This window comes from Bradyrhizobium vignae, from assembly GCF_004114425.1.
In the GTDB taxonomy this organism is placed as follows: domain Bacteria; phylum Pseudomonadota; class Alphaproteobacteria; order Rhizobiales; family Xanthobacteraceae; genus Bradyrhizobium; species Bradyrhizobium vignae.
Window position 1 is genome coordinate 1 of sequence record NZ_RDQF01000061.1, and the last position, 20,180, is coordinate 20,180.

The following is a 20,180-nucleotide window of genomic DNA, read 5'->3' on the forward strand; positions in this document are numbered from 1 at the left end:
GCCGTCAAAGGCTGGCCGTCGCCCTGGCCTCAACTCCATCTCCGCTGCCGCCAGGCCACGCCTTGACGGCCGCAAACGGCGTCATGCTACCCTCAGCGATCGGGCGAATCTAATGGTTGCTACGAGAGCCAACCTACCCTTCCACCCCGAACGTCAGCCCGGCGTGATCGACCAGCCGCTTGATCAGCTTGTGCTGCATCGCTGCGCCCGGCGTCCAGAAACCGGCCGGAACGTCTGCTGCGTCGCGCAGCAGGCAGATCGCGCATTCGGAGATCATCTTCGAGGTCGAGCCGTAACCGGGATCGCGGTCTCCGGTGACGCCGGCGCGGACCATGCGACCGTCGGGAGCAATCGCGACGTAGAGCAGATTGAACAGACCGTTCTCGCGCTCCTCCTTCGACGGCCCCTCGCCTGGCTTCGGTGCGTTCGGACCGGTCTTCTCGGCATTGGCCGCCATCACGCGCTTCGCATTGGCCTCGCCCTTCTCGCCGGGACCGGTCAGGACCATCTCGTCGTAGACGAAGTCCTTCCCGTACGGAAAGCCCATCAGCATGTTGGAGCGATGGACGTTGCGGGTGTTGATCAGCGCCATCATGAACGGAGCGGCCCAGGATTGCAGGTCCTCCTCGTAAGTCGCCCTGTTGCCCTTCGGCTGTTTCGGGCCGGTGAAGCCCGGCGTCAGCGCGAAGTGATCGTTGAGGATGGCGACGAGGCTGAGATCCTTCGCGACGGCGTCGAAGGTCGCTTTCGCGCTCGCCGCGGTGCCACCGGACAGCGTGCCGCGCATGTCGCGCACGCGGCCCTTCACGCGCGGGGCCGGCGCGCCAAACACACGCCTCGCCTCTTCCTGCACGAAGAAAGTGCCGAGCTCGAACGGCACGGAATCATAGCCGCAGGAAAACACGATGCGCGCGCCGCTCGCCTCGGCCGCCGCACCGTACTTGTCGATCATCTGTCGCATCCAGACCGGCTCGCCGCAGAGATCGAAATAGTCCGCACCCGCAGCGACGCAGGCCGCGAGCAGGTCCTCGCCATAGAATTGATAGGGACCGACCGTCGTGATCACCGACTTGGTCTGCGCCACCATCGCCTTCAGCGACGCCGCGTCCGACGCATCCGCCACGATCAGCGGCGTGTCGGCTGGCGCGCCAATGGCGTCGCGCACCGATTTCAGCTTGTCGAGGCTGCGACCCGCCATCGCCCATTTCAGCGCCATGTCGTCCTTGTAATGGGCCGCCAGATATTCGGCGACGAGCTGGCCGGTGAAGCCGGTCGCGCCGTAGACGACGATGTCGAATTTCGCAGAGCTCATGATCGGCCTTTACTTCTTCGCGTAACTCACGCCCATGCCGGCACGGACGTCACTTTGAATGCCATAGGGCGGGATCGGATAGCGCAGGCCGTTCTTGGCCAGCGCCTTCATGCCTTCAATTGCCTTGGCGAGATGCGAAGGCTTCAATGCCATCAGCATCTCCTCGTCCGGCACGCCGCCATAGCGCCGTTCGGCATAGCATGGCAAGGACAGGCTGGGCTCCCCGGTCTTGAGCGCCCGCCCCCAGGAATCCGCGCACGCGGTCTCGCCGACCACGCCCCACTCGAATTTCTTGTAGCCGGTATATTGCAGCCCGTTGATCAGGATGATCATCTGCCCCGGCGTTGCATAGACGAGGCAGATGTCGGGCGGATCGAGCCGGCCGCTCGCCAGCGGACTGACGGCGAGCGCCTGATAGTGTCCGAACGGAACCACGTCCAGCGCCTCCTGGCGCTTGCGCGCATCTTCTGCGGTACCATGCCATAGTTCTCGCCGGCGAGCCATTTGTCGTCCTGGGGGCTGAGCCCGATCACGGCGCGGCATTGGCTACCTACGAGATCGTCGGCGGTGATGCCGACGGTCCAGCCGAGGCGCGCCGCCATGCTGACGATCTGATCGGTGGTGTGAATTGCATTCGGGCGGCGGATTTTCGGGATCGCCTCCATCTCTGCGGCCGTCGCGAACAACTTCATGCCGATCACGTTGGTCTTCAGCCGCAGCAAGCTGTTGAGATCGGCGACGAGGCCGGCAAGATCGATCCTGTCTGCACTCTGCTGTTGCATGGCTTCCTCCGCGCCGGCGATCGCGCGCCGTGTTCTTGTCTTGGTGCCCTCGTTCTAGTCCCTGCCCGGTCCTGGAAGCAACTCGCCGGTTCGGCCCATCAGACGGTAGGCCACGAGGCCGATCCACTCGCGGATGGCCACTTCCGTTCGGCCGAGTCCGTCCGCACCCATATTCGTGAAGGAAAACAAATCGTCTCGTCCGCCCATCCGCCAGTCCACCGGATACGCCTCGACGTCAAATCCAGCCTTGCGGAAGATCCCCATCGAGCGCGGCATGTGGAAGGCCGACGTCACCAGCAGCCAGCGCTCGCGCGGCTTTGGTGACACCAATTTCTTGGTGAACATCGCATTCTCCCAGGTGTTGCGGGAGTCACGTTCGAGGATCAGGCGCTCCTTCGGTATGCCGAGGTTCTCCAGGATCGGCGCGGAATAGTCGGCCTCCTTCGCCTCGGTCGAAACCAGGTTCGCGTTGCCTCCCGTGAACACGATGCGCGCGCTCGGATAGCGGCGGGCAAGCTCGGCCGGCGCGAACAGACGATCGGCCGCGTGCGCGACGACCGGCGTGCGATGCGCCGCCGACAGATCGGTGTCGACCGAGCCGCCGAGCACGATGATGCCGTCGGGCGCGCCGCGCGAGGCGTCCCACGCAGGAAAGCGAGACTCCAGCGGATAGATCAACAGATTGCCGAGCGGCGAGAACGCCGCGAGCGCCAGCAGCACCAGCGTGATCACGGCAAGCTTGCGGCCGAGCGCGGCAAAGCGCGTCACCATCAGCACGACAGACAGGATTCCGAGCTCGACCAGGAGATTGATCGGCAGCAGCGCGGTGCCGAGGGTCTTGGAAAGAACGAAAAACAGGGGAGCCTCGCTGAAATCATCTTGCCTGTCTGTGCGGGGCTTGACCGGCCCCGCCATCTTCAGAAATCTTCTTGAAAGAGGATCGATCGCCGGGTCAAGCCCGCGGCCGATGAAACCAACCGGACGCGGCATATGACCCATCATCACCTGCATTCCACCCCCGAAACCTGTCATTGGGGCTTCTTCGAAGCCGCGCTCAAGCCCGTCCTCACCATTGCCAGCGGCGATGAGGTGACGGTCGATACCATCAGCGGCGGTCCGGACGTGCTGCCCGATCGCGACAAATTTCACATTCCGCCGGAAATGCACCAGGTTCATGCCACAAACGAGCGCATGCTGCCGGGCCACATCCTCACCGGCCCGATCGCGGTCGAGGGAGCCGAGCCCGGCGACGTGCTCGCGGTCGAGATCCTCGACGTGCAGCTCCGGCAGGATTGGGGCTGGAACATGATCAAGCCGCTGGCCGGCACCCTGCCCGACGATTTCCACGAGACGCGCTTCCTCAACATCCCACTCGACCGGACGCGGATGGTCGGCCGCATGCCCTGGGGTTTAGACCTGCCGCTCAAACCGTTCTTCGGCGTGATGGGCGTATCGCCGCCACCTAGCTGGGGCCGTATCTCCTCGCTGATCCCGCGCGCAATGGGCGGCAATCTCGACAACAAGGAGCTCGGTGCGGGTGCGACGCTGTATCTGCCGGTGTTCGTGCCAGGTGCGATGTTCTCCTGCGGCGACGGCCATGGCGTGCAGGGCGACGGCGAGGTCTGCGTCACCGCGATCGAGACCGCGCTGCGGGGCCGCTTCCGCCTCACGCTGCGCAAGGACCTCAGGCTCGAGTACCCCCGCGCCGAGACGCCGACGCACTACATGACCATGGCGATGGACCCCGATCTCGACCAATGCGTGGTGCGTGCGCTGCGCGACATGATCGCGCTGCTCGGCGAGACGCGAAATCTATCGCGCGAGGATGCCTACACGCTGTGCAGCCTGGCCGCAGACCTGCGCGTGACCCAGACCGTCAACGGCGCCAAGGGCATCCATTGCATGATCGAAAAGACGATCGTGCACGGCTGAGCCGCCGCGCCCTTCCCCGACCTGCCGACATCGAGCCGCCGCCCGGTCTTCCCTGCGGCGCGCCGCGACGTGTCCGATTCCCAAGCGATTCCAACCAGGTGAGCTGCTGCCCCGGCGCTGATTTGACTTCCACCCCCGAAACTAAATAGAGTCTTAATCGTTACTTTTATGTACCCGAGTAAGAGGCTAGCGTTCGGGCCATGGCCACCGAAAAAGCCGAGACTGACCGCATTCCCGTAACCCTGGCGCTCTCGACCATCGCCTATCTGGAGAAACTGGTGAGACAGGGCACCCACGGCACCAGCGTTCCCGGCGTCGCGCGGACATTGATCGAGGAAGGCATCCGTCTCGCCATCAAGGACGGGCTTCTGTCGATCCGCGACAATGGCAGGACGTGAGCGCGCGCCGGACGTGAGGCGGACGGATCTCCGAGCGGGCGGATGGCCGACATCTGCAACCTGGGATCGCAACACATGCCTGTTCTCTCGCCTGCCTCTTCACGAACTTGGACCGACGAACGCATTGAGCTGTTGAAGCGGCACTTCGACGCCGGCCTCTCCTGCAGCGAGATCGCCGCCGACATCGGCGTCAGCCGCAACGCCGTGATCGGCAAGCTGTCGCGGCTGAATCTGACGCGCGGCCGGACATTCGACGACCGCAAGGTCCAGGACAGAGGCTTGGCGCCGGCGCGGGCGCGCAAGGCCGTGCCGCGGCTGCAATACGAGATGCTCGCCACCATCTATGGCGAGGCCGACGCGCCGGTGGTCGCAGGCCCGATCGACGACGCCAATCGCTGCTCGCTGCTGGAGCTGTCCGAGAACCGCTGCCGATGGCCGATCTCGACGCCGGGCGAAGACGATTTCTGCTTCTGCGGCAACACGACGCCCGACGGCCAGCCCTATTGCGCCGGTCACAGCCGCCTCGCCTACCGGCCGTATGCGCGCGCTCGCGCGATGCGCGGTTGATCTGCAGCATCTCCAAAAACAAAAAACCTCCGGCGGGGCATCACCGGAGGTTTCTGGAGGCTTAGCGTGAAGCTAAGAGCCGCAACTTTCGTATTTGGCCAAAAGCCATATAGCTTAGTAACTCAGGTAAGTAAATAAATTTGAGGCGATCGAACCGCATGGCTCGTCTTCGCGCTTCGCAACGGCTGCCGGATTTTCCGAACGCCCCTCATTGCGGAAAAAAGCCCCGGCGGTTTCCCGCCGGGGCTTCATCAAGGGCTCGATACCCCAAGCTTACCAGTTGCGCTGGGCGCGCAGCAGCAGGCTGTAGGTGTCCTGGTCCTTCAGCTCGTAGGTCGCCGCCGGCTTGGCGACGCCGGTCAGGGCTCCGGTCGTGATCGCGCCCGAATACTTCTGGTCGAGATGGCTGTAGGTGAAGTCGGCCGAGAAGGTCAGGTTCTTCACCGGCGTCCAGCGCGTGATGACGCCGACCTGGCCGATGTTGAAGTCCGGGTTGCAGGTGCCGGTCAGGGTGGCGAACGCGGCGCTGCCGCAGATCAGGCCTTTCGCCGTGCCGCTGTAATTGACCGCAGCCCACGCGCCGTACAGCGCCGTGTTCCAGTACGGATTCCAGTTGTGGGTGTAGGCACCACGGAAACCGTAGGTCTTGGTCAGTTCGAGGCTGCCGCCCGGTGCGAACACCGCATCAGACACGCCGGCGAAGCCGATGCTCTGATAGGCCGCGTTCGAGCTGCCGAACATCGAGTAGCTGGTCGCGGCCAGCTCCTGGAAGTTGTAGCGGCTCGCGCCTTCAGTGTAGACGCCCGAGATGTTGATCACGTCGCCGGCGCCAGTCGGGATGTTCTTGATGCCCAATGCGAGCTGGACGGCCCAGCCCCACTTGTCTTCCGGATGACCGGTGGTTTCAGTGGCGCCGTAGTAAGCGACATGGTTGTCGTGCGCCGCGACCGACGCCTGGAACAGGCCCCAGGCTTGATCGACGCGAACCATCGCGACGAGATCGGGCGAGCGGCTGCCGCCGAGGTCGTTCGAACCGTAGGCACCGCCGAGCACGCCCGTGGTCGACATGCCGGCCGTGTTCCAGATGTTGGTCTGGAAGACCTGCGTCTGGTCCTGCGCCGAGAACGAGGCCGTGATGCCCTGGCCGAAATCGGCCGTGTAGGTGAACTGCGCCACGCCGTTGGTGGTGCCGCTGCCGCCGACCAGCTGGTCGAAATTGTTGCCGGGATAGTTGATCCAGGGCGCGTCGAACTGCGACACCGCCTTACCCATGGTGAATCCGGCGAACTGGATGAAGGCGTAGTAGACGCCGAGCGCGCCACCGGAGATGCCGCCGTCCGTGCCGTTGACGGCGCCGCCGCTCGAGCCGGTGAGGCCGGTGCCGGCCGCGTTGAGGCCGATCGTGCCGCTGTACTGGGTCGCTCCCGTGGCCGAACCGGTGCCGCCATAGTTGCCGGTCGTCCAGGTGAAGACCGCGTCGAAATAGGTGCGGACGACGCCGTACTCGGTCGCGGTGCGGGTGTCGATGTTGAGATCTTCACGCGCGCGCATCGAGTAGTAGTTGGTCAGGCGGTTGTTGGCCGCGAACACGCCGTTGTACTGGGCGCTGTAATTGCCGCCGGCGTTGAGCGCCACTTCGGCACGCAAATAGCCGCCCAGCTTGATGCAGGTGTCGCTGCCCGGGATGTAGTAGAAGCCCGCGCCGTAGAGCGTGCAGATCTTGACGTACTCGACCGCCTTGGCCTTGACCGGAAGATCGGCGGCCTGGGCTCCACCGACGGCGATCAGACCCGCCGCAGTGCCGAGCAAAAGGCTCTTCACCACTTTCATTTAAAACCTCCAAGTTGCTCATTTTACGGAGACCGGACCGTGAGGCCCCCCAAGATCCCCGTCTCTCAAATCCGCTCGGCCGCTTTGCGCTTTCGGCCACACCCGCAATCGAGGCGAGGGACGTGAGCGAACCACCTGCAACGGGACGATCGAGTACCCCCCACCGTCACGCATCAATATGCCTGCGCCGTTTCGCTAATCAAAATAGTTTATTTGATCAGCTTTCTGGTTTCGCTAAACCTGTGCCCGCGGCGCAACACTTCCGCCGAAGCCTATAGCCTGACTTTCTCATCTTTGTAATTTTAGTGACAAAATTACCCTGCTCTGCACTTGCGTCGGGGCAGGCTTGCGTGGACTATGGCATCCCACGATCACCGGCCTGAAAGATCAGTTCACGGGAGTGACGCTGTGTCCGCGACGAGGAAAGAGGGAGCGCGCCTGCGCTCGATCGCCAACCTGGATATCATCAGGCGCTTCACCTGGGAGATATCGTCGATCAACATGTATCTGGAGGAAGTGCGGCAGATCTGGGCGCGGACGCTCGGCATCAGCGGCCCGCAATGGCTGATACTGATGGCGATCTCCGACCTCGACAAGGACGATGGCATCCCGGTCAACGTCGTCTCCAAGCTCCTCCACGTCGATCCGTCCTTCGTCACCACGCAATCCAAGCTGCTCGAGAAGAAAGGCCTGCTGCGCCGCCGCCCCTCGCCGACGGACGCAAGAGTGGTGCGGCTGTCCCTGACCGAGAAGACGCAGAAGCACCTCGCGAGCCTCAACGAACAGTACAAGACGATCAAGGAATTCGTCTTCCAGGAGTTCGACGAGCACGAGCTCACCGAATTCACCACCAAGCTCGCGATGTTGAAGTCGCGCCTCGAGAAGGCCTGCGTCCGCCTCAGCCTCGACTTCTAAGGGAGGTCGTAGCGCTTCAGATTCGCAGAGGCGAACTGAGCCGGGATTCAAGCCAGTCGAAGATGTATTCGTTGGCGAGGCTCGGATTGTCCGCGTGGGCCTGCGCGGCGCCGGTTTCACCGGCGGTGAACACCTTGAGCATGACCTCGGAGCTGCCAAGCCGCGACGTCTGCACGATCTGGCGGGCGCGGTCGGCCTTGAGCCAGCCGTCCTCGCCCAGCGTGATCAGCACCGGACATTCGGCGCTGGAGGCCATCAGCGGCGCATGGGGCACCGGAACGATGCTGACGTCGCTCATCGCAAAGCGGCTGGCGAAGAAGGCCCGCTCGTGCAAGTCCCACAGTCCGCCGTCGCAAACGGCCGCCGCCAGTCGCGGCTCCTGCAACACCGCGCGTGCCACGAAGGACGAGCCCCAGCCATCGGCCACGATGGCGATGCGGCCGACATCGACATCGCTGCGCGTCTCCAGATAGTCCATCACGGCCGGAATTGCGCTTTCGAGATCCCGGCGCCGCAGCAGCACATCGAGATAATCGTCGCGCTGATCGCCGAACAGATCCAGCGCCAGCATTGCAAAGCCACGCTCGCGCGCATGCGGCGCCAGCTTGAACAGAAACTCTTCCTTGCGGTGTCCGGGCTCGCCGATGCAGATCACGGTCGGGGCCGGCCCTCGACCCGAGGGCGCAGGCAGGAAATAGCCTTGCAGCGAATGGTCATCGAGCCAGGGGATCGTCACCACTTCGCCGGGGGGCGTGCGTGCCGACAGATAGCGGCGGGCGCATTCCTGCGTCGCGAGCACCGCGACCCAGCGGCGCTCGTCGGCCGCCTCGAGCGGCATCGCCGCCGCAGCGTAGTAGTTCATCGCGCGCAGCCAGTTGCGCTGCGCGCTCGCCATGTGCCCTTCCGCGAACGCGGCTTCGGCGCGGTGCCGGTTGGCCCGCGCGAGCTTTTTCCATTCACGGTGCCAGGACTGATCGTCGCCACGCTTCAGCTGGCGGGCGATCAGCAGGCATTCTGCGATGGTGGCGCCACCCTCCTGCGCCGCGGTGAGGAGCCGCGTGAATTCAGCGGAGATGTCCTCACGCTCCGGGCAAAAGATCAAATCGTCGGAGAGGCATGCGGGCATCATGGTGAGCTACGCTCTGGTCGTCGCGTTACCCTGATTGACTAAACTATTTCAGTTCAGCAACCAAGCTACCGTGCTTCAAATGAGACTCGCTTGAGATCACCATCGCTTGAACGATCGTCCCTGTCGCATGCCCGATATTCCAATTCATCATACGGCTACCAATTGGCGGGAGCTGGCACGCGAAATCAGCCGCGCACCTCTTGTCATGACGACCATCATACCTACATCTGGGCGCTTCTCTTGAGTGGGTCGGCAGTGCCGACTCACCCGAGCCGCCAGCCCACCTCTTGCGTTAAACTTTCGTAGAAGGCGCGGTCGTAAGCCTGCTCCGGCGTGGCGCGCACCCGCTCGTCGAGATGCTTGGCGTCCTCGCCGACGAGAATACGCCAGCGCTCCGCCTTGACGCCGTCGAGAATGATCTTCGCCGCCTGCGCCGCCGTCGTCGGCGCATCCTCCAGGAAGCTGCGGGCGCGCTCGGCGAACGCCGCCTGGATGTCGTCGTCCGACATCTTGTCGGCATCCGGCACGCCGGCCGCGGCCATGCGCTTGCGGGTCAGCGCCACCTCGTCGTCGCTGAGCCGCTCCGAGCCGTCGCCCGTCTGCACCTTGCGCGAATTGGAGACTATCGAGGTGCCGATGTGACCGGGCATCACCACCGAGCATTTGACGTGCGGGGCATGCAGGCGAAGATCGTTGATCAGCGCTTCGGTAAATCCTTTCACGGCGAACTTGGCCGAGCTGTAGGCTGTGTGCGCCTGGTTCATGCCGATCGAGGCCCAGAAGCCGTTGACGCTCGCGGTGTTGACGATGTGGGCCTCGTCCGCCGCCACCAGCATCGGCAGGAAGGTGCGCACGCCGAGATAGACGCCGCCCCAGCAGATGTTGAAGGTGCGCTCCCACTGCTCGCGCGTGTTGGTGAACAGGCTGCCGCCGCCGCCGATGCCGGCATTGTTGAACAGGAGATGGATCTTGTCCGTCTTCTGCTGCTCCGCGAGCTCGTCGCGAAAGCGCTTCAGATGATCCTCGATCGCGACGTCGGCGACATGCGTCGTGACGCGCAGGCCCTGCGGCAGCCTGTCGACCTCGCACAACCGCTTGGTCTCGGCCATCGCCGCTTCCGAGACGTCGCACATCGCGACGTTGCAGCCTTCGGCGACGAGCTGCCGCGCGAGCTCGCGCCCCATCCCCGTGCCGCCGCCGGTGATGACCGCGATCTTTCCAGCAAAATCCTTCATCGGACTTCGGTCCCTCCCCTTGTCGGTATGTTTCTTCGTCGCAGCGCCATTTAGCGAGGCGCGCGCAAAACTGTAGCAGCGCCGCATCCGCGGGTAAAAGCGGATCGGCGATGCCATTCGGCATCAGTTATTTCGGCACACGGATTATCGGCCACTCCAGTGCGGTCACCACGCGGAGCGCGCGGTCGGCGTCTCAAGGCGCACCGCCATAACCCGAAGCCGGACAAATGCGGGAACCACGGGGGAATGGACGCTGGGTTTGAGTCGGCCAAGCCAGCGTGTTGTTTGCGTGTAACAGGCTCTGGCACTCCGCTTGCATCCTCTTCGTGGTCAGAAACAACCAATGAGGTGACAGGAATGTTCGTGACCGTCGTAGCGGTGCTCTGCCGGCTAGGTGCGTCTGCCTCGGGCGCTTGCGTCGAGGAAATCGTGACCGACAGCAACATGACGCCCGAGATTTCGATGATGCAGTGTGCGGTCGGTGCACAGGCCCCCTTAGCGAAATGGATGGGCGAGCATCCGATCTATCACGCCAACTGGCGCCTCGAGCGCTACAAATGCGTGCCAGGTCACTACGAGATCAAGGGCCGCGCCTGAAGGCCCGCAAAAAACGGATAGCAAGACGACGAGGAAACGCCCCGGGGATCGCCTTATCCCTCCACGCGGGCGCCGCCAGCGCCGGACCGTTCGCGGCAACGCGCTCTGTGACGATGATCACGCCACATTCCTACCCAATCTCACGCAGGATGATTGCACGCGCCCGCCGTCCTTCCGGCGTCGGCATCAACGCATAATTATGCGGCTGGCCGCGCAAAAGATGCAGCTCGACCGACACGCCCACCGTCCGCGCCCGCTCCGCGAGATCGACGCTGTCAGGGTAGAGCAGATCGCGCGTCCCCGAGAAGATCGTCATCGGCGCCAGCGCGCGGAAGGCGCCGTTGAGCGGACTGACGAAGGGATGGCCGACATCGAGCTCGCCGGCATAGAGCCGTCCCGCCTCGACGATCCCCGGAATGTCCTGGATCGGATCGCGCGCAGCGATCGCAACCTGCTCCACGCGGCTGACCGACGCATCGGCCGCGGGCGAGATCAGCACCAGACGGCTCGGCTGCCGATGGCCGCGATCGCGCAGCCACTGGCAGGCCGCGAGCGCGAGCCCTGCGCCGGCGGAATTGCCGACCACCGTGACCTTTGCGGACCCTGCGTCTTCCAGCAGCATGCGCAGCAGCTCGGCCGTCGTCGGCACGACGTCCTTCGCAGTCGCGCGCGGCGCCAGCGGATAGATCGGCACGACGCAGCAAACGCGCGCCTGCCGAGTCATCTGTCCGACGAAGCGCCAATGAGCCGGCACGATCTCATTGATGAAGCCGCCGCCATGCAGGAACATGACGTAGTTGCACCCCTCATGGCCCGACGACGGTGCCGTGTAATAGACCGGCCAGCCGCCCATCTTCGTCAGCGTCGCCTCGACGCCGCGGCCGAGCCCCGTCGGCTCGAACGTTACAGGCTCCAATGCGAGCTTCCGCACGTGGGCCTGCACGGCTTCGGCTGATGCCAGCTGCTTCTTGAACGGAAGAAGGCGCAGCAGCAGGTTGAAGGCGCGGCTTTGCAGGCTTGGCGCGGGATCGCGCCGGGCCGGTGGACTGAACACGCAACCACCCGGGCAAAACTGCAAGGCCGACACGATCCTGGCAACGCTCATGGCCATATCCCCATCTGGCGCGTTCGCGGCGGCGACAAACAGGCTTGCCGACCCGCCGCCGCTTGCCGCTATAATGCGAGCATTCACTCGCTTTTCCTACTCGCATTCAGATCACAAGGCCGTGGCCCGCAAACCGCCCACAAAACCCCGGAAAAATGCCTCGCAGGAGCGATCCCGCGCCACCGTCGACGCGCTGGTCGAGGCGACTGCTCGCATTCTGGTCAAGGAAGGTTTTGAGAAAGCCAGCACCAACCGCATCGCCGAGATCGCCGGCGTCAGCGTCGGCTCGCTCTATCAATACTTCCCGAGCAAGGAGGCGCTCGTCGCCGCCGTGATCGACCGCCACAACGAGGAGATCATGGGCCTCGTCCGCACCGCGCTCCTTGAAGTCGCCGACATGCCGATCGAGCAAGCCGTGCGAAAACTCGTCACCGTCGCAATCGAAGCCCACCGCATCAACCCGAAACTCCACCGCGTCCTCGCCGAGCAGATCCCCCGCACCGGCCAGCTGAAGGACGTCGAAGCCTTCAACCGCGAAGTCCACACCTTGGTGCGCACCTATCTCGGAAGCCGCCGCAAGGAGATGCGCAAGATCGATCCGGGCCTAGCGACGTTCATCTGCGTCAGCACGATCGAGGCCGTCGCGCACAACACGGTGCTGAACCACGCCGAGATGCTGTCGGAGAAGAGGGTGAAGGTCCTGGTGGACGAGACGACGCGGATGGTGGTGGGGTATTTGGCCGTAAGCTCAAACCCAGAGCTGCGCGCCGCCGCAAAACCAGCGCTTGGCTAGCCCCTACCTGGCAACTGCCGATTTTGGAGTTGATAGCGTAAGCTCGATGGCATCATAGGACGAATATTCAAGATGCTCTCCCAGACCTCCCCTTGGAGGATCGCGATCGCACGCTGACGGCAGATCATGACAAGAGGCACCAATACAGTGCTGATCCTGCCAACCCACTTGCCATTCGCTCGATCCGAAATTGGAGCATCAATGCATCGGCTCCCCAGGCAGCGGGGTCGGTTGGTTTTCTACGCATGCAGCCTTCGCAAGACTTTGATGCTTCGTTAGCTGATCGCATCGTTGGCTCGGCCTCAAGCTAGCGGGCTTCTGCTCGCGCTTGGTGTAGCGATGATCTCGATCCCTAGAAGAACCCCTCCGACGATGTCGACGGACCTCATAGCTCGCCCCGTCTCGAACTACGCGAAGTCAAAGTCCGCGGGCTATTTCGTCGTGTCACTTGGCGTCGCTGAACACCCTGGGGCTACCGAGGTGCCGATTGAATAGCAGCTGGGTGGGGTGCGAAACACGCTTTTGGTTGTCTCCGATTGTGGGTTCAGTAAGCCCGAGAGAACTGCCAACGCTGCCATAGCCCCGATGGCAGCAAGCGCGATCTTGTCAGGCCTAGTGAAAACTGTGCGGCACCGGAGCCCGCCTGGTGCAATGTGCTTCAATTAACGCAACTCTGAGTTTCAATAAGATTATCATATGTTTATTCCGGTTCCATCGCAAGTGGCGGTCGTTCGGAGCGGTAGTGCTCGCAGCCAGAAGGGCCCGCCAGATGCGTTAGTTGATCGAGCCGTACAGTGCCCTGTCGCGGCGGCTTACGGAGTCGATGCCGTCCGTTGTCATGTTTGGGATGTAGGCTGGGACTTGGTGCCCCGGCGCGGGTCTCGACGACGCGCGTGGTGTCGATCTCGTGGACTCTCCGCCTTTGGCCTCCTAGCCGAAGAGAACGCGGAGCGAACGGATTGCGTAAACCGCCTGTAAACGGGCGGCCCGCTGCAAACGGGCCGTCTCGAGACGAGATCGAAAGTATTTGGAAAAATGGTCGGAGCGAGAGGATTTGAACCTCCGACCCCTAGTCTCCCAGACTAGTGCGCTAACCGGGCTGCGCCACGCTCCGAATGTCGTTCCATTAGCTAGGATCGCCGCTTTGCGCAAGGCGACGTCACACCATTTTGGTGTATCCGCCCAAACCGTCCCGGAACTGCCCGCAAAGCCGGCGGGAAGCAGCTCTTCACCCGTCCTTCAGCGCCTGATCCAGCATCTCCTTGGCTGCGACGAGATCGGCAAGTGCCCGACCCAAGCGCTCCCGGTCCACCGCGCTGGGGCCGGCGGGTGCGGCGGCGGCGCCGCCCTTGCGGAAGGTGGTGAGGATCTCCTCGTCGTCGATCTCGGTGAAGCGGAAGTCGATGCCTTCCTCCTCATCGCCCTGGAAGTCGTCATCGTCGGTGTCGGTGATGCCCTTGATGGGCGCCTCGTCCTCGGGCTCCATCAGGCTCTGCCCGATGGCGTCCTCGATGGCTCCGAACGAGACTGCTGCCGCGCTGTCGGCGAGGCCCTGCACCGATTTGACGCCGTGCTCTTTCAGGATCCGCTGCACCCCGCGGATGGTGTAGCCCTCGCCGTAGAGCAGCCGGCGGATGCCCTTCAGCAGGTCGACATCGTCGGGGCGGTAATAGCGGCGTCCGCCGCTGCGCTTCATCGGCTTGATCTGGGAGAAGCGGGTCTCCCAGAACCGCAGCACGTGCTGCGGAATGTCGAGTTCCTGCGCTACTTCGCTGATGGTTCGGAACGCATCCGGCGCCTTGTCCAAATGCCAGTCCTTTCCGAAAGGCGGTTACGCCTCTTCCTGTTGTGCCTTGGTGGCGTCGCCGTTGGTGCGGTGCTGGGCATTGATCCGCTGCTTCAGGATCGCCGAGGGCTTGAACACCATGACGCGGCGCGGCGAGATCGGCACCTCGGTGCCAGTCTTCGGGTTACGGCCGATACGCTGACCCTTCTTGCGCACCATGAAGGAACCGAACGATGACAATTTCACCGTCTCACCCTTCTCCAGGCAGTCGGTGATCTCCTTCAGCACGAGTTCCACGAAGGCGGACGACTCCGTGCGCGACAGACCTACCTTCTGGTAGACGGCTTCGCAAAGATCAACTCGCGTTACGGTTTTGCTGGTCTCGGTCATCGCCCTGCCCCACCTCACGGCGAACAATTGTTGTCTGAAATTATGAGGTTACGATACGACGGTCAACAGCGCTCATCAATGCCGACGCATTCATAATCGGCGCTGATTCCGGCAAAATTTTATCTGATGTGGCTTACCAGCGCACCAGCGCGGAACCCCAGGTGAAGCCGCCGCCCATGGCTTCCAGCAGGACCAGATCGCCCTTCTTGATGCGGCCGTCCTTGCGAGCCACCGACAGCGCCAGCGGGATCGAAGCCGCCGAGGTGTTGCCGTGGCGGTCCACCGTCAGCACCACCTTCTCCGGCGCGATATGCAGCTTGTGCGCGGAGGCATCGATGATCCGCTTGTTGGCCTGGTGCGGCACGAACCAGTCGATGCTGTCGGCATTGAGCCCGGTCGCGTTGAAGGCATCGACGATGACATCGGTGATCATGCCGACCGCATGCTTGAAGACCTCGCGGCCTTCCATGCGCAGATGGCCGACGGTCTGGGTCGAGGACGGCCCGCCGTCGACGAACAGCTTGGCCTTGTGGCGGCCGTCGGAGCGCAAGTGAGTGGTCAGGACGCCGCGATCGGTCGCGGCATTGCCCGGCTGCTCCTGCGCTTCCAGCACCACGGCGCCGGCGCCGTCGCCGAACAGCACGCAGGTGCCGCGATCGTTCCAGTCGAGGATGCGCGAGAAGGTCTCCGCACCGATCACCAGCGCGCGCTTGTAGGCGCCGGTACGCAGGAAGTTGTCGGCGGTAGCGAGCGCGAATACGAAGCCCGAGCACACCGCCTGGAGATCGAAGGCCGCGCCATGGTTGATGCCGAGCCCGTGCTGCACGGCGACCGCCGTCGCGGGGAAGGTGTTGTCCGGCGTCGAGGTCGCGAGCACGATGAGCTCGATCGATTGCGCGTCCACGCCGCCATCAGTGAGCGCGGCCTGGGCCGCCTTGATCGCGAGGTGCGAGGTGAACTCGCCCTCGGCCGCGATGTGCCGCTCGCGAATGCCGGTGCGCTGGACGATCCACTCGTCGGAGGTGTCGATACGCGCCGCCAACTGGGCGTTGGTCACCACCTGCTCCGGCAAGTAAGAGCCGCAGCCGAGCACGACCGAACGAATTTGAGTCACGAAACAGCCTCCTGCGCGGCCTGCACGGAACTGAGTGCACCACCCTCGCGGTTGAGCATCTGATTGATCTTGTTCAGGAGATCGTAGTGAGCCATCTCATAGCCAACATCGATCGCATAGGCAAAGCCTTCGGCGTTGGTTCCGCCATGGCTCTTGACCACCACCCCGTTCAGTCCCAGCAGCACGCCGCCATTGGACTTGTTGGGGTCCATCTTGTCGCGGAGGACCTGGAAGGCGCTGCGGGCGAACACATAGCCGAGCTTGGAGAGCCAGCTCCGCCGCATCTCGTTACGGAGCAATTCCGCCATCTGCCGCGCGGTTCCCTCGGCGGCCTTGAGCGCGATGTTGCCGCTGAAACCTTCAGTGACGATCACGTCGGCCAGCCCCTTGCCGATGCCGTCGCCCTCGACGAAGCCGATATAGTCGAGCTCCGGCAGGTTCCTCGCCCGCAGGATCTCGCTGGCCTCGCGGATCTCCTCGTGGCCCTTGATCTCCTCGGCGCCGATATTGAGCAGCCCGACCGTCGGCCGCGTCTTGTTGAACAGCACGCTCGCCTTGGCCGCGCCCATCACCGCCATCGAGACCAGGTGGTGGGCATCGCCGCCGAGGGTGGCGCCGAGGTCGAGCACGACGGATTCGCCGCGCATGGTCGGCCAGATCGCGGAGATGGCCGGCCGGTCGATGCCCGGCAGCGTCCGCAGATGGAAGCGCGCCATCGCCATCAGCGCGCCGGTATTGCCGGCGGAGATCGCGACATCCACCTCGCCCTTCTTGACCGCATCGATCGCGAGCCACATCGAGGAGGTCTTGCGGCCGCGCCGCAGCGCCTGGCTCGGCTTGTCCTCCATGCTGACGGCGACGTCGGTATGGACAATCTTGGAGGCGGCTTTCAGCTTCGGGTGCTTATCGAGCTCGGGCTCGATCCTGGCGCGGTCGCCGACCAGCAGAAACTCGGTATCGCGATGCCTGCCCAGCGAGATGGCGGCGCCCGGAATGACCACGGCGGGGCCGACATCGCCTCCCATGGCGTCCAGCGCGATGCGAACCTTGCTTGGCATAAAAGTCCTGGAAACCTGGTCTGGTGCGGTCTGTGCTAGCGGGGCCGCAAAATGGGTTCGCCACGGACATGGCGATCGGCCAAGCGCCACGCCGCACCCGGACCGGGGCGCGACAATAGCGTTTTGTGCCCCCGAAACAACCTCTTGCCCCCAGCCTTTTGCATTCGGGACGATCCGGCCGCGAACACCGTATTTCGCAGGAAACGCATTGAAATCAGAAAGATAAGAGGTTCTTTCAAACCATCAAGGCAAATGGCTCGGGTCCGATCGCAAGGCGGCCGCAAGCGCAAATGCCCTACTGGCCCTTCTTCTTGTCCTGCAGTGCCTTCAGCGCCGCGAAGGGATGGTCCTCGGGATCGGGCGCGGTGACCTCCGTCTCGAACACGGCCCCCTCCTTGCGCGGATAGGGATCGATCGCCAGGAACAGGGCATCGGTGGCGAGGCGGCCGAGGTCGATGATGCCGCCAGCGATCGGCTCGGGCGGGTCGGCGACCTCAGACGGCGCGCCATCCTGTCCCTCCTCGATCAGGTCGGCCAGGCGGCGCGCCTCGGCTTCGGGGGCGAACATCAGGTCCACCTCCTCCTCGATCTCGCTCTCGATCGGATCGAGCGTGACGACGCAGGTCTGGCCGATCCGGCCGCGAACGAGCCCCGTGACCTGGACCCGCCCGCCGCTTTTCGGCACGACATCGAAGCTGGCATGGGCGGACAGGATCTCGCGGAGGCCTGCGACCTCCGCCATGGCCCGTCGCTCGGCCGCCGAGGCCTCCAGCTCGCGATGCAGCCCGGCGTCGGGGATCTGCGCAACGATGACGGGCGCCCGCCAGGGATCGGGCTCGGATCCGGCATTCGGTCGGCTCATGGCGTGACATCCTCAGGGAGTGCTGGAGGAAACTTGAAGGCGGCGCGCAGCAGCGCAGCCTCCTCGGTCCGGCCAAGATCGGCCTCACTGGCCCGCGCATAGGCCGCAAGCCGCTGCGCCTGGTCGAAGCCGGTCCCATTCAAGATATTCTTGCAGATCGCCGATGCCAGCGCCTCGCCGCCGTCCTCCATGGCCTGGTCATAGGCCTGGACGCGGCCGTAGAAGGCCTCGCCGAAGGCCCGCATCCGCTTCGGCACGGTCTGATCGCCCACCCCCATCTCGCGCAGATTGTCATCCATATCCTCGCAGAAGCGGTCGAACAGCGCCTGGGACAGGTCGGTGGCGCCCTGGGCCGTGCGCAGGCGGCGCAGCAGCAGCCAGAGATGCAGCAGCAACAGGTCGAAACGCCCGTTAACCGTATCGGGCACGCCCAAGTCGCGGTAAAATATGGGTTCTCGCGCCTGCGTCACGATCATGCCATAGATGGCTTCAATGGTGTCCGATGGGGTTCGCCGGGGTTTCCTGAAGTGATTGAACGGCCAAAGCATTGTGGTTTCCGCAAGCGGGCGCGCGCGTGTTGCATTCAGACGCCCAGCCCGGTACTTCAGCGCCTCGCGCGACGCAAGGGGACGGAATCAGTTCCACTATGACGACAACGAACGAGACCAGCCTGCGCGCGGACAAGCGGCGCGGCCTTCACGCATGCTGGCACGGCTTGCGCATGCTCGCGGCTACGGCCGTGGTCGGCCTGGCCCTTGCGGGCTGCACCGGTGAACAGTTCCAGAAGGGCTACATCCTGCCGCCCGGCGCGCTCGAGCAGATTCCGATCGGTGCGAGCCAGGACCAGGTGCTGATCGTGATGGGCACGCCCTCCACCGTCGCGACCCTCGACGGTGAAGTGTTCTATTACATCTCGCAGCGCTCGGAGCGCCCGGTCGCCTTCATGAACCAGAGGGTGGTCGATCAGCGCGTGATCGCGATCTATTTCGACAAGAACCGGCGCGTGCGCCGGCTTGCGAATTACGGCCTCCAGGACGGCAAGATCTTCGACTTCATCAGCCGCACCACGCCGACCTCGGGTCAGGAGATGAGCTACCTCGCTCCGCTGTTCAAGCTGCTCAGCTTCAACTGAGGCTTCGCGATATTTTCGAGCGAGGTGGATATCGGTTCGCGTCATCGTGCGCGCACCAATTCCGCTGCAAGGTAAATGGCTCGATCTCTGCGGCTTCGTGCCACCCTCCGCGCGGCGCTTGCCGTCGCGCGCGACTTGCAGCCGCACGAGCGGTTCCGTACCGTCCCAGCAAAGCAAGAAGCAGGGAGCGGATTCGTGCCCAATAAAACTCAGAACACATTTCAGAACACTTTCTTGTCCCGCCGTCGCGTGCTCGCCGGCGCTGCCGGCCTTTCGGCCGCAGCGATCCTGCCGCGATCGAGCCTCGCCGACTGGAAGCCCACCGAAAACGTCCGCCTCATCGTGCCGGCTGCGGCCGGCGGCTCGACCGACGTGATGGGCCGGCTCCTTGCAGCACATCTGCAAACCGCCTGGGGCCAGTCGGCGGTCGTGGAAAACCGCTCCGGCGGCGGCGGCACGATCGGCACGGCTGAGGCCGTGCGCGCCAAGCCGGATGGACACACCATCCTGATCGGCAACCCGGGGCCGAACGCGATCGCCTACAGCATCTTCAAGAACCTCACCTACAAGCCGGACCAGCTGCAGCCGGTGTCGAACATGATCCGGATCCCGAACATCGTCTCGGCGCATCCGAAGACCGGCATCAAGTCGGTCCCCGAGCTGATCGCGTACCTGAAGGCCAATCCGGACAAGCTCAGCTACGCCTCCTCCGGCGTCGGCCAGAGCCCCCACCTCACCGGCGCCTGGTTCCTCCAGCTCACCGGCCTGAAGATGACACACATCCCATTCCGCGGCGCCGGACCCGCGCTGCAAGCGGCGCTCGCCGGCGACATCCAGATCCTGTTCGACAATCTCTATCCGAGCCTGCCTCAGGTGCAGAACGGCACGCTCAACGGCCTCTGCGTCACCACGACCGAGCGCAGCGACCTCGCGCCGAACCTGCCGACCATGCGCGAGAGCGCGCCGGAATTGGCGAACTTCGACGTCTCGTCCTGGTTCTCCGTGTTCCTGCCGAAGGGGGTCTCACCCGAGGTGCTCAACGCGCTCAATCTCCAGGTCAAGGCGATGCTGGAGCGCGACGACATCAAGAAGCAGATCGCCGCGATGGGCGCCCGCGCCGACTACGGCACCCCGCAGCAGTTCGCCGCCTTCGTGGAGGCCGAGACGAAGAAGTTCGCCGGCATCATCCAGAAGGAAGGCCTGCAGATGGATGTGCAATAGCGTTCACGCGAGCGCTGCTGCC

Annotated in this window: 20 protein-coding genes, 1 tRNA gene and 1 pseudogene; 8 read left to right on the forward strand and 14 right to left on the reverse strand. The window is 64.0% G+C overall.

Annotated elements, in window-relative coordinates:
• Nucleotides 1–133: 133 nt before the first annotated feature.
• The 3 genes and pseudogenes from EAV90_RS32970 to EAV90_RS32980 form a co-directional block, all read right to left on the reverse strand.
• Nucleotides 134–1,312 (reverse strand): saccharopine dehydrogenase family protein, encoded by a 1,179-nt coding sequence (locus tag EAV90_RS32970; protein ID WP_122402957.1) that lies wholly within the window; start codon nt 1,310–1,312, stop codon nt 134–136.
• Nucleotides 1,313–1,321: 9 nt separating this feature from the next.
• Nucleotides 1,322–2,094 (reverse strand): annotated as a pseudogene (locus EAV90_RS32975) (DUF169 domain-containing protein).
• Between the two features lie 54 nt (nt 2,095–2,148).
• Nucleotides 2,149–2,916, reverse strand: coding sequence for a YdcF family protein (locus EAV90_RS32980; protein WP_162500586.1), 768 nt, complete (start codon nt 2,914–2,916; stop codon nt 2,149–2,151).
• Nucleotides 2,917–3,084: 168 nt separating this feature from the next.
• On the opposite strand from EAV90_RS32980, the gene EAV90_RS32985 reads away from it, so the two are divergent.
• The 3 genes from EAV90_RS32985 to EAV90_RS32995 all read left to right on the forward strand — a co-directional run bounded on the left by EAV90_RS32985 (nt 3,085) and on the right by EAV90_RS32995 (nt 4,991).
• Nucleotides 3,085–4,026: an acetamidase/formamidase family protein gene (locus EAV90_RS32985; protein WP_122402954.1), complete on the forward strand. Its 942-nt coding sequence runs from the start codon at nt 3,085–3,087 to the stop codon at nt 4,024–4,026.
• Nucleotides 4,027–4,226: 200 nt separating this feature from the next.
• Nucleotides 4,227–4,424 carry a hypothetical protein gene (locus tag EAV90_RS32990; RefSeq protein WP_024341172.1) on the forward strand — a complete coding sequence of 66 codons (198 nt, stop codon included), beginning with the start codon at nt 4,227–4,229 and terminating at the stop codon, nt 4,422–4,424.
• A 75-nt stretch (nt 4,425–4,499) separates the two neighbouring features.
• On the forward strand, nt 4,500–4,991 hold the full coding sequence (locus EAV90_RS32995) for a GcrA family cell cycle regulator (RefSeq protein WP_162500249.1): 492 nt from the start codon (nt 4,500–4,502) through the stop codon (nt 4,989–4,991).
• 273 nt (nt 4,992–5,264) lie between these two features.
• Here EAV90_RS32995 and EAV90_RS33000 read toward each other — a convergent pair whose 3' ends face one another.
• Nucleotides 5,265–6,821, reverse strand: coding sequence for a porin (locus EAV90_RS33000; protein ID WP_122402952.1), 1,557 nt, complete (start codon nt 6,819–6,821; stop codon nt 5,265–5,267).
• 408 nt (nt 6,822–7,229) lie between these two features.
• On the opposite strand from EAV90_RS33000, the gene EAV90_RS33005 reads away from it, so the two are divergent.
• Nucleotides 7,230–7,736, forward strand: coding sequence for a MarR family winged helix-turn-helix transcriptional regulator (locus EAV90_RS33005; RefSeq protein WP_162500248.1), 507 nt, complete (start codon nt 7,230–7,232; stop codon nt 7,734–7,736).
• Nucleotides 7,737–7,752: 16 nt separating this feature from the next.
• On the opposite strand, the gene EAV90_RS33010 is transcribed toward EAV90_RS33005, so the two are convergent.
• Together EAV90_RS33010 and EAV90_RS33015 are read right to left on the reverse strand one after the other, a co-directional pair.
• A complete protein-coding gene (locus tag EAV90_RS33010) occupies nt 7,753–8,865 on the reverse strand; it encodes an alpha/beta hydrolase family protein (protein WP_122402950.1) in 1,113 nt (370 codons plus the stop codon).
• A gap of 263 nt (nt 8,866–9,128) precedes the next feature.
• The gene (locus EAV90_RS33015) at nt 9,129–10,100 is read right to left on the reverse strand and encodes an SDR family NAD(P)-dependent oxidoreductase (protein WP_129145808.1); all 972 of its coding nucleotides are present in this window, start codon (nt 10,098–10,100) and stop codon (nt 9,129–9,131) included.
• Between the two features lie 357 nt (nt 10,101–10,457).
• Here EAV90_RS33015 and EAV90_RS33020 point away from each other — a divergent pair, with 357 nt between their 5' ends.
• A complete protein-coding gene (locus EAV90_RS33020) occupies nt 10,458–10,697 on the forward strand; it encodes a hypothetical protein (protein WP_122402948.1) in 240 nt (79 codons plus the stop codon).
• A 130-nt stretch (nt 10,698–10,827) separates the two neighbouring features.
• On the opposite strand, the gene EAV90_RS33025 is transcribed toward EAV90_RS33020, so the two are convergent.
• Entirely contained in the window at nt 10,828–11,802 is a 975-nt protein-coding gene (locus tag EAV90_RS33025; RefSeq protein ID WP_122406630.1) for an alpha/beta fold hydrolase, read from the reverse strand.
• A 121-nt stretch (nt 11,803–11,923) separates the two neighbouring features.
• Between EAV90_RS33025 and EAV90_RS33030 the strand changes: the two genes are divergently transcribed.
• Nucleotides 11,924–12,595 (forward strand): TetR/AcrR family transcriptional regulator, encoded by a 672-nt coding sequence (locus EAV90_RS33030; protein ID WP_162500247.1) that lies wholly within the window; start codon nt 11,924–11,926, stop codon nt 12,593–12,595.
• 1,036 nt (nt 12,596–13,631) lie between these two features.
• Here EAV90_RS33030 and EAV90_RS33035 read toward each other — a convergent pair.
• The 7 genes from EAV90_RS33035 to EAV90_RS33065 all read right to left on the reverse strand — a co-directional run bounded on the left by EAV90_RS33035 (nt 13,632) and on the right by EAV90_RS33065 (nt 18,353).
• A tRNA-Pro gene (locus EAV90_RS33035) sits at nt 13,632–13,709 on the reverse strand.
• Nucleotides 13,710–13,823: 114 nt separating this feature from the next.
• Complete coding sequence (locus EAV90_RS33040; protein WP_122402946.1) at nt 13,824–14,402, reverse strand: MerR family transcriptional regulator; 579 nt, start codon at nt 14,400–14,402, stop codon at nt 13,824–13,826.
• A gap of 24 nt (nt 14,403–14,426) precedes the next feature.
• Nucleotides 14,427–14,771, reverse strand: a complete 345-nt coding sequence (locus EAV90_RS33045) for an integration host factor subunit alpha (RefSeq protein ID WP_162500246.1) — start codon at nt 14,769–14,771, stop codon at nt 14,427–14,429.
• A 133-nt stretch (nt 14,772–14,904) separates the two neighbouring features.
• Nucleotides 14,905–15,885: a beta-ketoacyl-ACP synthase III gene (locus EAV90_RS33050; protein WP_122402945.1), complete on the reverse strand. Its 981-nt coding sequence runs from the start codon at nt 15,883–15,885 to the stop codon at nt 14,905–14,907.
• Entirely contained in the window at nt 15,882–16,943 is a 1,062-nt protein-coding gene (gene plsX, locus EAV90_RS33055; protein WP_122402944.1) for a phosphate acyltransferase PlsX, read from the reverse strand. Before plsX ends, EAV90_RS33050 begins: the two co-directional genes overlap by 4 nt.
• A gap of 295 nt (nt 16,944–17,238) precedes the next feature.
• Nucleotides 17,239–17,805, reverse strand: a complete 567-nt coding sequence (locus EAV90_RS33060) for a YceD family protein (protein ID WP_122402943.1) — start codon at nt 17,803–17,805, stop codon at nt 17,239–17,241.
• Complete coding sequence (locus tag EAV90_RS33065; protein WP_129145809.1) at nt 17,802–18,353, reverse strand: ubiquinol-cytochrome C chaperone family protein; 552 nt, start codon at nt 18,351–18,353, stop codon at nt 17,802–17,804. The genes EAV90_RS33060 and EAV90_RS33065 overlap by 4 nt, the downstream gene beginning before the upstream one ends.
• 98 nt (nt 18,354–18,451) lie before the next feature.
• Between EAV90_RS33065 and EAV90_RS33070 the strand changes: the two genes are divergently transcribed.
• The gene (locus EAV90_RS33070) at nt 18,452–18,937 is read left to right on the forward strand and encodes an outer membrane protein assembly factor BamE (RefSeq protein WP_162500245.1); all 486 of its coding nucleotides are present in this window, start codon (nt 18,452–18,454) and stop codon (nt 18,935–18,937) included.
• Nucleotides 18,938–19,171: 234 nt separating this feature from the next.
• Entirely contained in the window at nt 19,172–20,158 is a 987-nt protein-coding gene (locus tag EAV90_RS33075; protein ID WP_122402941.1) for a Bug family tripartite tricarboxylate transporter substrate binding protein, read from the forward strand.
• The last annotated feature ends 22 nt before the right edge of the window (nt 20,159–20,180 follow it).

What these genes read in the sequence shown, in the direction of transcription:
- EAV90_RS32970 (WP_122402957.1), bottom strand. Translation starts at nt 1,312, where the DNA reads ATGAGCTCTGCGAAATTCGACATCGTCGTCTACGGCGCGACCGGCTTC.
- EAV90_RS32985 (WP_122402954.1), top strand. Translation starts at nt 3,085, where the DNA reads ATGACCCATCATCACCTGCATTCCACCCCCGAAACCTGTCATTGGGGC.
- EAV90_RS32990 (WP_024341172.1), top strand. Translation starts at nt 4,227, where the DNA reads ATGGCCACCGAAAAAGCCGAGACTGACCGCATTCCCGTAACCCTGGCG.
- EAV90_RS32995 (WP_162500249.1), top strand. Translation starts at nt 4,500, where the DNA reads ATGCCTGTTCTCTCGCCTGCCTCTTCACGAACTTGGACCGACGAACGC.
- EAV90_RS33000 (WP_122402952.1), bottom strand. Translation starts at nt 6,821, where the DNA reads ATGAAAGTGGTGAAGAGCCTTTTGCTCGGCACTGCGGCGGGTCTGATC.
- EAV90_RS33010 (WP_122402950.1), bottom strand. Translation starts at nt 8,865, where the DNA reads ATGATGCCCGCATGCCTCTCCGACGATTTGATCTTTTGCCCGGAGCGT.
- EAV90_RS33015 (WP_129145808.1), bottom strand. Translation starts at nt 10,100, where the DNA reads ATGAAGGATTTTGCTGGAAAGATCGCGGTCATCACCGGCGGCGGCACG.
- EAV90_RS33020 (WP_122402948.1), top strand. Translation starts at nt 10,458, where the DNA reads ATGTTCGTGACCGTCGTAGCGGTGCTCTGCCGGCTAGGTGCGTCTGCC.
- EAV90_RS33025 (WP_122406630.1), bottom strand. Translation starts at nt 11,802, where the DNA reads ATGAGCGTTGCCAGGATCGTGTCGGCCTTGCAGTTTTGCCCGGGTGGT.
- EAV90_RS33045 (WP_162500246.1), bottom strand. Translation starts at nt 14,771, where the DNA reads ATGACCGAGACCAGCAAAACCGTAACGCGAGTTGATCTTTGCGAAGCC.
- plsX (WP_122402944.1), bottom strand. Translation starts at nt 16,943, where the DNA reads ATGCCAAGCAAGGTTCGCATCGCGCTGGACGCCATGGGAGGCGATGTC.
- EAV90_RS33060 (WP_122402943.1), bottom strand. Translation starts at nt 17,805, where the DNA reads ATGAGCCGACCGAATGCCGGATCCGAGCCCGATCCCTGGCGGGCGCCC.
- EAV90_RS33065 (WP_129145809.1), bottom strand. Translation starts at nt 18,353, where the DNA reads ATGCTTTGGCCGTTCAATCACTTCAGGAAACCCCGGCGAACCCCATCG.
- EAV90_RS33070 (WP_162500245.1), top strand. Translation starts at nt 18,452, where the DNA reads ATGACGACAACGAACGAGACCAGCCTGCGCGCGGACAAGCGGCGCGGC.